Annotated in this window: 7 protein-coding genes; 1 reads left to right on the top strand and 6 read right to left on the bottom strand. The window is 28.7% G+C overall.

The features are described 5' to 3' along the window. Positions 1-51 precede the first annotated feature (51 nt). Positions 52-660: a flavin reductase family protein gene (locus T352_RS0104710; RefSeq protein ID WP_026391965.1), complete on the top strand. Its 609-nt coding sequence runs from the start codon at positions 52-54 to the stop codon at positions 658-660. Positions 661-812: 152 nt separating this feature from the next. Here the strand turns inward: T352_RS0104710 and T352_RS0104705 are convergent, their stop codons facing one another. The 6 genes from T352_RS0104705 to gyrB form a co-directional block, all read right to left on the bottom strand. Further along, on the bottom strand, positions 813-2,204 hold the full coding sequence (locus T352_RS0104705) for an amidohydrolase family protein (protein WP_026391964.1): 1,392 nt from the start codon (positions 2,202-2,204) through the stop codon (positions 813-815). Next, positions 2,188-2,784, bottom strand: a complete 597-nt coding sequence (locus T352_RS06595) for an NUDIX hydrolase (protein WP_035345379.1) — start codon at positions 2,782-2,784, stop codon at positions 2,188-2,190. The genes T352_RS0104705 and T352_RS06595 overlap by 17 nt, the downstream gene beginning before the upstream one ends. A 9-nt stretch (positions 2,785-2,793) precedes the next feature. After that, positions 2,794-5,142 carry an ABC transporter ATP-binding protein/permease gene (locus T352_RS06945; protein WP_051615840.1) on the bottom strand — a complete coding sequence of 783 codons (2,349 nt, stop codon included), beginning with the start codon at positions 5,140-5,142 and terminating at the stop codon, positions 2,794-2,796. Next, positions 5,142-7,034, bottom strand: a complete 1,893-nt coding sequence (locus T352_RS06940; protein WP_026391963.1) for an ABC transporter ATP-binding protein/permease — start codon at positions 7,032-7,034, stop codon at positions 5,142-5,144. Before T352_RS06940 ends, T352_RS06945 begins: the two co-directional genes overlap by 1 nt. A 79-nt stretch (positions 7,035-7,113) precedes the next feature. Next, entirely contained in the window at positions 7,114-9,738 is a 2,625-nt protein-coding gene (gene gyrA / locus T352_RS06580; protein WP_051615839.1) for a DNA gyrase subunit A, read from the bottom strand. A 10-nt stretch (positions 9,739-9,748) separates the two neighbouring features. After that, positions 9,749-11,650, bottom strand: a complete 1,902-nt coding sequence (gene gyrB, locus T352_RS0104680) for a DNA topoisomerase (ATP-hydrolyzing) subunit B (protein WP_026391962.1) — start codon at positions 11,648-11,650, stop codon at positions 9,749-9,751. Between the last annotated feature and the right edge of the window lies 1 nt (position 11,651).

The raw sequence follows: 11,651 nt of genomic DNA, 5'->3' as shown, positions 1-11,651 counted from the left end.
TAAGTTGTTTAAAAATTTAAATTATTCTATACTTAAAAATGAGGTGTAGACATGTTAAAAATAAATCCAAAAGACTTAAGTCAAAAAGAAACACATAAAATATTAAGTGGAACAATTGCTCCAAGGCCGGTTGCTTTTGTTACTACCTTAAATCTAGATAAAACAATTAATGGAGCTCCATTTAGTTTTTTTAGTATTTTGACTCCAAACCCACCATTAATTTCTCTATCTGTTCTTAGAGAAGATAATAAAATGAAAGATACTGCAATTAATATTATTCGTGAAAAAGAATTTGTAGTTCACGTGATGACGCAGGAAAATGTTGAAAAATTTAATATGGCTGCAGCAAGACTACCTTACGGAATAAGTGAAATTGATTTAGCAAATCTAACTCCTATTAATAGTACAAATATTAAAACCCCTGGGGTTAAAGAAGGTAGTGTTAGGTTTGAAGTTCTGCTTGAAAGCCATCTAGAACTTGGAGATAATGGCATAATTAGTGCTGACTTCTTTATTGGCAGAGTATCTTTAATTCATTTGAGGGAAGATATTTATCAAAATACATATATAAACTATGAAAACTTAAAACCAATTGGAAGACTTGCTGGAAATAAGTTTGTTAAAGTTATTGATCTTTATTCATTAGATCGACCAAAATAGTTTAAGTAAAAAAAGTTGTAATTATGTTTATTCATAAATTACAACTTTTTATTTAATTGTTTTAAATCTTTAAGCAATATTTAAAAACGGATTGTTGGTTTACTTATTATTAAGATTAATTAATGTCATTTATAAGTGATATTTTTTTATAATTACATCTTTTCGTCAATAATTGTATATAAAACTTTTGTGTCTAATAATTCTTCTTTTTCTATCTTCATAATATCTTTATCAAAACAAGTAAAATCAGCATAATATCCCTCTTTAATTAATCCACCTTTTTTATTAATAGTTAAATAAGGATTTATTGTATAACTTTTTATCATATCAAACCTACTGATATTATTTAATTCATACATATTTAAAAGTGGGTTTGGATCTTCAACTGGCGCATCAGAACTAGTATTAATTAAAACCTTTTTATTATATTTATCAAATGGATAAATATTTGTTTGATGATTAATATTTTTTCTAATTACTTCTTTATCAGATTTAACAAAATGTGGCTGAATATCAATTGCAATATTTTCTAATTCTAAAATTAAATCATCACTTGCAAGTGAGCCATGAACAATTCTATCCATTTCACTTACTTTTTTTTCTAATGATAATAGTTTAATTACTTCACTAAATGCTAAATCACCAATTGTATGAATAGCTAGTCCCTTACTTAGAGATCTTGCTTTTTTTAGGAGATTTAAAAAATCTTTATCCGTTATATATCTTTTACCGTTGCTATTTGAATTTACATAATTTTCGCTAATTAAAGCGGTTTTTGATGATAGTGTCCCGTCATAAAAGACCTTTATTTGAATTGGATTTAATAGTTTATTATTTGGATAATATTTTATAAAGGAATCTAATACACTATAATGTATTAATGTGTTTATTCTAAAGTTATTAGTTTTTGATAATAGATTTAAGATTTCAATTGTTTCATCATAACTATTAAAATATGATAAATCATCTGTATGAACGCTTGTAAATCCTAACTTTTTTAAATCTTTAATTGCATAATCAGTAATTTTAGTAAGCATTACTTTATCGTTTGACTCCCAAACCTTAGTAATTTTACTACTTACCAAATCATCTAAAATGATGCCATTACTATTTTTAATATTTAACATTTCTAGTACTTTAGAGTTTACTGTAAAACTATGGTAGTCATTATGTCTAAGTATAATAATATCATCACTACTTATTAAATCTAGATCATCTTTTGTTATACCTATATTAATATATCCTTCAATTAGTAGTTTTTCATTTTTGTAAAATTTTTTAATCTTTGCTAAGACACTTTCTTTATTAATATCTAATTTTAGGTTATTACTAAACAATTTTCTTCCATAACCAATTAAGTGTAGGTGTGATTCACTAAAACCTGGAAAGACATAACTACCTTTTAAATCAACAGTTTGGTAATTACTGTATTTTAAAGTATCATTTCCAAGAGCAACAATAATTCCCTCTTCAGTTAATACTTTATCATATGTTAATAAACAGTCTTCCATTGAATAAAATGTAGCATTAGTCCATAGAATCATTTTCTATAACCTTTAGTAACTTATCTTTATTAACCTCAATATAATTAAATGCTTTTTTATAAATAGGAATCATTCTTTCTTCTTTAACCATACTTAAAATATCACTTATCTTAAACCATTTAACACCGCTGTTTTCATCTTCCTTAACAGTTAGCTTTTCATTTTCATCTGCGTATAATAAATACGTTAAATTTAAGTGTAGATGATCTCCTACATATTTGCCATTTTTAATATGAGTTTGAACTAAGATTTGATCAAGCATAATTGGATTTTTTTCAAGGGGATATACATTTAATAACCCACTTTCCTCTTTAGCTTCTTTTACCGCAACATTCAAAAAATCAGAGTCTAGGTCATTATGACCCCCTAACCATGCCCATGATTTATATATTAAATGATAGGCAAATAAAACTTTATCTAAAGACTTATTTACAACGATTGCTGAGGTGGTAAAATGAGCCACTAAATTATCTCTACTTAATGCATTTTCATTTTTATCAATAAAATCAAGCATTGATAATCTATCATAATGTTCTTGTTCATTTATGGGTTTATAATTTTCAATAATTTTTCTATACATAAAACACTCCTAAATATCGTAGTTAGTAAGCATGTTAGCTGGTGTTTTTCTAAGTAATAAAAAGACCGGAATTAGTGCAAGTATTACATTTATAGATATAATTCCTAAGATTGATGTTAGGGTTGATAGTGGTGTTGCTCGCATTGATACAAAGCTATTAAAGAAACTATTAGCAATAACATTTATTAAATACGTTCCAATAATAACACCAATTAAAGAGGTAAATAGCGTTAAAACTAAATACTCAATTCCAAAAAGGCTTATTACTTCTTTTTTATTTACACCAAGAGATCTTAAGATACTTATTTCTTTAACACGTTTAGTTAATGAAGAGCGAACTAAAAAGTAAAAGATTAAACTAGACAAACCAAGAGAGATAATCATTTGCACAACTGATGCTTGCATTGATTCTTTGCTTACTTCACTAATGTTTTTAACTTGTATATCATATAAGTTTTCAAAGACTGCATCATTTGGATTGGTTCCATCAATACTGTAAAATCTTCTTATCTTATTGTCTTCAATATTATGTTTATCCTTTAAAAGATTTAGACTATTTTGGTGCATCACAATTTGTGGATCATTATCATTTGCCTTAAATATTCCAGTAACTTGAATATTATTTGATTTAAAGTAAATATCTAGTGATGAATATCTATCGGATATTAATGCATAAACGACATCACTTGAATCTTCTAGGGTTCCACTTAATATTTCAACGTCATCTCTAACTAAACCATATGTTAGGCCTTCATCACTCGCATAATAAGAATTCGCAATCATCTTATCTAAATAAATACCTTTTGAGCCAGTATTTACAACACCAACAATTTTAAAGTAATTAAAGCCCTCTATTATAACTTCTTGATTTAGTAAATCATTTACTTTATTTAAGCCAAGCGCACGGTATACGACACTATTTGCATATTTTTTATCTAAGATAGAACTATCTATAATAATTTCTTGTGGATTGATTGGTAATCTCCCTGCAGTAATATCTTCTTCTTTAATTCCTTCTATTGGAAGGGCTGATTCAAGTGACAGTGATAAATCAAAATAACCATTATTAGGTTTATCTATTTTCAGTTCAATTGATCTTCTCCCTACTAAGTTTACTAAGTCAATATATTCGATAAAATTCGAAGGATTAGTATTACTAGGATTATCTAAGTCTGTAACATAAACATGTTTATCAGTATATATTGTTCTTGTATCTACAAACATATTAGAAAATAAAGTATGCACTGAGACAGAAAACATTATTCCAAGTAGTATTAATGCAATAATTTGAATTTTTGATTTTCTTCCTAGATTAGTAATTTTTCTAAATGCTTCAATTACTGATTCTTTAACTGTAAAAGTTTTTTTCTTTTTTCTTAAAGTCTTAACCTTGTCTAATTGATCTAGTGAAAACTCTGTTTTAAAGTCATTTGATTTATCATAGTTTTCTTTTTTATCGTCAATTATTTCAATTCCTGAATTAGGAGTTATAACATTAATTCTAATATTATCATCCATCGGTTTTAAAAAGTAATTATTATTAATTTTAATAATCATTAAATTAAGTTTTTGTTCTAAGTCATTAGTATAAACTTTAATACCATCCTGATCCATCATATTTTCTAAGTTACCTAAATAGATGTTATTATCGTCAAAAATTAATTCAGTTTCACCAGATAAAGTATTTAGATTATCACTTATCACTTTACCGTCACTTATATTAATTATTCGGTCTGAATATTTATTAGCTAAATTAATATTATGAGTAACTAAGACAACTAATCTTTCTTCCGATATTTTTTTAATTATTTTCATTACTTCAATACTATTTAACGAATCAAGGTTTCCAGTTGGCTCATCTGCTATTACAACTTTAGGGTTTTTAGCGATTGCTCTAGCAATAGCAACTCTTTGCTTTTGCCCACCTGATAGATCACTTGCTAGTTTTTTACGATATCTAAACATCCCAACCGCATCAAGACAATAATTAACGCGGTAATCAACTTCTTCTTTATCTACAATTCCAATCATATTTAAAGTAATAGCAATATTATCATATACTGATCTATCTTCTAATAAATAGTAGTTTTGGAAAACATAGCCAATATCATTAGCTCTTAGCTTATCCCATGTATGGCTTTCATACTTATTCATCAAGACATTATCAAATTGAATTGTACCATTTGCTTTATCTAAGCCACTAATTACATTTAATAATGTGGTTTTACCACTGCCTGATTGTCCAACTAAAGAAATAAGACCTGACTTAGGAAATTCTAAATTTACATTGTCAATAACGTGAATACTATTTTCTTTATTTTTATTAAAGTATTTATCTAAATTATTTACTTTTATCATTATTTAGAATCCTCCTTTAATGAATCTATTACGGTAATATTAAATATTTTACGGTTAAATTTAAGTCCAAGTGCTAGTGTAAATAAAGCAAAGACGGTTGATACTAAGAAGTAATCACTTACTTTAATATGTCTTGTGACTAATCTAACTTCTTCAATCCAAATTGATAATACTTCAAACATTGTAATTGTGATGAAGATTGCAAAAATTGCAACGAATAGCTGTTCAAAGATTATAGTTAGTGCCACTTCACTTTCACTAACACCAATTGATCTATATACAGCAAAATCTTTCTTTCTAGATTCCATCACATTTTTACTAATATTATATATTACTAAAAATACAATTGATAATATTCCAATTAATAGTAACCACTGAACAATTACAAAAATACCAACAACAAATCCCATTTCATTTTCACTCTTTAAATAACCATCAATTATTTGATATTTATCTTGATCTATTTTTTCTCTTACAAGTTCAATTGAAGGTCTATCTGAACCTAGTATACTTACATAATTTACTTCTTCACTTATTTTTTGGTAAGTTCTAAATGATTTAAATACACTATTTACTTTAAAGTTATCATCATACAAAATGGTAGGATGAACAATGATTGAACTAAATCCATTATAAGAAAAATTACTATCATACTCCATAAATCCTACTACTGTAAGACTTTTTTGGTAAATAACATTATCCATATAATCTTTTAAGATTAAATTATACGTTTTATTTAATTCATAATTTTCTCTTGAATTATAAAAATCTATAACAATAATCTCATTATCGTTTTCAATCATTCTACCTTCAGCTATTTTATTATTTTTAGTAATTGAATCAGCTGTATTTATGGTTGTATACAAGCCATTAAAATCTACTTCATTGATACTAAAAGGTACTATAACATCAATATCTTTATTTTCTAAGTCTTGCTTCAATTTAGTATAACTTTCTCGGTTAAAACTAGTTTTATCACGATTATAAACTATTAAGTCACTCTGATTTGATACGATACTACCAACTTGATTACTAATTAATGAAGCATGAAAAAATAGAAAGACTGCAATTGCAAGTACTGATAAAAGGGTTGTAAAAACTGTACGCTTAGGCGTTGCAAAAATATTTCTCATTGCAATCTTACTTGCTGTTAAAAATTTATTTTTCTTATCAAGATTACTTGTTATAATTTCTTTATCACTTATAGCATTTGATTTATCAATTACTTTATCTTCTTTAATGCTTCCATCTTTCATTTCAATTCTTCTAGTTACATAATCTTTAGCTAAATTAAAATCATGAGTTACTAAAACAATTAATTTATCTTTACTTACTTCTTTTAGTAAGGCCATAATTTCCTTACCTGTTTGTTCATCTAGGTTTCCTGTTGGCTCATCTGCTAAAATAATTGGAGCATTTTTGGCAAGACTTCTTGCTATAACAACTCTTTGTTTTTGCCCTCCAGAAAGTTTTGAAGTTCTTTGATTTTTATGGCTTGTAAGTCCTACTCTTTCAATTAATTCAAGTGCTCTTTCTTTTTTACTTTTTTCACTATATCCTTGTGCTTCTAGGGCAATTAAGACATTTTGATAAACCGTATATGAATCTATAACATTATAGTTTTGAAAAACAAAGCCAACATTACTTGCTCTAAACTCTTCCCATTCTTTAACGCCATAGTGTGATGTTTCTTCATTATTAATATATAACTCGCCATCTTCATATGAATCAAGACCACTTAATACGTTAAGTAGTGTTGTCTTACCACTACCACTTGGTCCAGTAACAGCAACAAATTCATTTAAACTTAATTCTAAGTTAATATTTCGCATACCTTCAGAAACGCCGGTTTTAGTTTTATAGTACTTAGATACTCCCTTTAGTTTTATCATCTTAATCCTCCTAAATAATTTCTTTAATTATATCATAATAAAAAAGAAGCTATAGATTTTTCTATAACTTCGTTTTATCTTATTTATCCTCAAATAATGAGTCTTTTGTTACAACTTCTTCTTTTTCTTCGACTGGATTTAAGTTTACGATATTTTCTTGTTGTTCATCGACTGTAATTGAGTCTTGAGTAAATCCTTTTTCTTCAACTTTTTCTTCTTCATCTTTATCAAATGGAACAACCGCTACAGTTGATACTTTTTGATCATTCTTTAAGTTGATTATTCTAACACCTTGTGTTGCTCTACCGGTTGTTGAGATTTGTTCAATATGTGTTCTAATTACAATGCCTTTATCTGTTACTACAATTAAATCATCATCATTTGAAACCATTCTTAGTGATTTTGGATTACCGTTTCTCTCAGTAATCTTTAAGGTTAATACCCCTTTACCACCACGGTTTTGACTACGGTATTCACTTGCTTTAGTACGTTTACCAAAACCTTTTTCAGTAACTACTAAAATCTCATCGTCATCTGAATTAATAATTGCAGCTCCAATTAATTCTTCATTTTGATCAAGACGCATACCTAAAACCCCAGTTGCTGTTCTACCGATTGCTCTTGCATCTAGTTCACTAAATCTAATTGCTTTACCATTTGATGCACCTAAAACAATGTCTTTTGTACCATCTGTTGCTTTTACTACTAGTAATTCATCATCTTCTTTTAATGTTAAAGCGATAATACCATTTGTTCTAATGTTTTGATATTCTGTAATCTTTGTTCTTTTTACAATACCTTGTTTTGTAACAAAGACTAAGTGTGCAGCTTCATCTTCAAATGATTTAATATTAGTAAATGATGCTAAGTATTCACCTTGTTCTAGATTTAATAGGTTAACAATTGGAATTCCTTTTGCAGTTCTAGAAGCTTCTGGAATTTGATATCCTTTAATCTTATATACTCTACCCTTATTAGTAAAGAATAAGTGGAAATCGTGAGTTGATGTCATTTGAATATGTTCAACAAAGTCATCATCATGAACTTTAATTCCGCTCATTCCAACTCCACCACGATTTTGAGATTTATAAGCATCAGTCTTCATACGTTTAATATAACCTTTATTTGTAACAGTTATAATAATATCTTCAACTGGAATTAAATCTTCAGATTCAATTGATAAGTCATCATGTAAGTTAATTTCTGATCTTCTCTTATCACTATATTTGTTTTTAATTTCAAGTAACTCCGACTCTAAAATATCTTCTTTTAATTCGTTACTTGCAATAATTTCTTTTAATTCAATAATCTTTAATCTAATTTCTTCTGCTTCTTCTTTGATTTTTTCAATTTCTAGACCTGTAAGTCTTTGTAATCTCATATCAAGAATTGCTCTTGCTTGAACATCATCAAAGTCATATTCTTCAATCAAACGTTCTCTAGCAATTTCACCTGTTTGTGATGATTTAATTATTTCAATTGCATGATCAATATCATTTAATACTTTCATAAATGCTTCAAGTAGATGTGCTCTAGTTTCAGCTTTATTTAATTCAAACTCTGTTCTTCTTTGAATTACTTCAATTTGGAAATCAAAGTAGTTACTAATCATTGATTTTAAGTTTACCATTTCTGGTTTATTGTTTACTAAAGCAATCATGTTAAAACCAAATGATTTTTGTAACTGAGTATTTTTGTAAAGATTGTTTAACATAACATTAGGAATAACATCTCTTCTTAAGTCGATTACTACTCTAATTCCTTTTCTGTTTGATTCATCTCTAAGTTCAGTAATTCCATCTACTTTTCCTTCTTTTGCTAATTCAGCAATTTTTTCAATTAAATTTGCCTTGTTAACTTGATATGGAATTTCAGTAATTATAATACTATGACGACCATTTTTACGTTCAACAATATCTGCCTTAGCACGCATTGCAATTGTTCCACGACCTGTCTCATATGCTTGTCTAAGTCCGGTTAGACCTAAGATTTCAGCACCTGTTGGAAAGTCTGGACCTTTAATGTGTTGCATTAAATCTAAAACAGTTAAATCTTTATCTTCTTTATATGCAATAATAGCATCAATTACTTCACCTAAGTTATGTGGTGGAATATTTGTTGCCATACCAACTGCAATACCAGTTGATCCATTAACTAAAAGGTTTGGGAACCTTGAAGGTAAGACACTTGGTTCTCTTTCTGAGTTATCATAGTTACCTACATAATTAACTGTATCTTTATCAATATCTCTTAAAAGTTCCATTGATATCTTACTCATTTTAGCTTCAGTATAACGCATCGCAGCAGCGCCATCACCATCGATTGAACCAAAGTTACCATGACCATCAACTAACATATAACGGTAGCTAAAATCTTGAGCCATTCTTACCATTGTTTCATAAATACTTGAGTCACCATGTGGATGGTATTTCCCCATAACGTCCCCAACGATACGTGCACTTTTCTTATACTGTGAAGTACTATACATACCAAGTTCATTCATACCAAATAAGATTCTTCTTTGAACTGGTTTTAGTCCATCTCTAATATCCGGTAAGGCACGTGAGACAATTACACTCATCGCATAACTTAGAAATGATTTTTTCATCTCTTTAGAAATATTTACTTCTCTAATATTTCCTTCCGTTACCTTACTTGTTTGATCTTCTAAATCAATATTATCTATTTTTTTATTATCGCTCATCTCTTACTCCTTAAATATCAATATCATTTGCATATTCAGCATTTTCTTGGATAAAGTCTTTTCTAGGTTCAACTTCCTCACCCATTAACATACTAAATACTTGATCTGCATCCATTGCATCTTTTAAAGATACTCTAAGCAATGTTCTAGTTTCAGGGTTCATTGTTGTATCCCATAATTGTTCTGGATTCATTTCCCCTAACCCTTTATATCTTTGCATTTGATATCTCTCACCGAATGATTCAATCACTGCTGGTAATTCTTCATCTGTATAAACATACTCAAATCTTTTACCACTTGATATTTTATATAGTGGTGGTTGAGCAAAATAAATATAACCTAATTCTACTAATGGTCTTAAATGACGATAGAAGAATGTTAGTAAAAGGGTTCTAATATGTGCCCCGTCAACGTCAGCATCGGTCATAATAACGATCTTATGATATCTAGCTTTTGTAACATCTAATTCATCACCAATACCTGCCCCAATTGCTTGGAATAAGGATAAGATTTCTTGATTACCTAAAATTTTATCTTGTCTTGCTTTTTCAACGTTTAGTACTTTACCACGTAGTGGAAGAATTGCTTGATATTCTGATTCTCTACCTTGCTTAGCTGATCCACCAGCGGAGTCCCCTTCGACGATATATAGTTCAGCAATCTCGGCATTTTTTGTTCTACAATCTGCAAGTTTAGAAGCAAACCCTAATGAATCAAGTGGGGTTTTTCTTGTTGCTTCTCTCGCTTTTCTAGCAGCAATTCTTGATCTTTTAGCAAGAACTAATTTTTCAATAATTAATTTTGCATCTCCTGGATTTTCAAGTAAGAATCGATCTAGACTCTCACCTACAACTTGACTTACAATTTGTCTAACTTCGGTATTACCTAATTTTGTTTTTGTTTGTCCTTCAAATTGTGGATCAGGGTGCTTAATTGAAATAATTGAAATTAATCCTTCTCTAGTATCTTCCCCAATAAATCCTTCTTCATCTTTAGTAATTTTATTAACTTTAGCATAGTTATTTAAAACTCTAGTTAAAGCCATCTTAAATCCGTCTTCATGCATTCCACCTTCTCTAGTTGGAATGTTATTAGCAAATGAATAAATATTTGCATTATATGAGTCATTGTACTGGATTGTAATTTCAACGTTTATATCGTCTACTAACTTTTCAACATAAAACAATTGCTTATTAATTTTTTGTTTATTACCATTTAAGAACTCAGCATACTCAATTAATCCACCTTCATAATGATATGTGGCCTCATGAGTCTCTTCACCCCTTAAATCTTTAATTGATATTTTAATACCACGATTTAAGAAAGCAAGCTGTTGAATACGGTGTCTTAGTCTTTCATAATCATATACTTGCGTTTCAATAAAAATTGTAGGGTCAAATTTAAATTCAATAATTGTTCCAGTATGTTCACTTGAGCCACGTTCTTCTAATTCAGTTTGCGTAACACCTCTAGCATATTTTTGAAAATAATTTTTATTATTTCTATGAACATTTACAGTAAACCATTCTGATAACGCGTTAACTACTGATGCACCAACACCATGTAATCCTCCGGATACTTTGTATGATTCCCCGTCAAACTTACCACCAGCGTGAAGAGTCGTTAAAATTGTTTCAACTGCTGGTTTTTGTGTATGGGGATGAATGTCAACAGGAATACCACGACCATTGTCTGTAACTCTAATTACTTCGCCTTTTAAAATCTCTAATGTAATTTCATCAGCATATCCACCAAGCGCCTCATCGATTGAATTATCTACAATTTCCCAAACTAAATGATGCAGTCCATCTGAACCTGTAGTTCCAATATACATCCCAGGTCTTTTACGAACTGGATCCAATCCCTCTAATATTTGAATATTCGAGGCATCATATTTCTTTTGATCACTCATT

Source organism: Haploplasma modicum ATCC 29102 (genome assembly GCF_000687835.1).
In the GTDB taxonomy this organism is placed as follows: Bacteria; Bacillota_I; Bacilli_A; order Acholeplasmatales; family Acholeplasmataceae; genus Haploplasma; species Haploplasma modicum.
The sequence above is the reverse complement of the archived record's forward strand: the minus strand, read 5'-3'. Positions and strand labels throughout refer to the sequence as shown.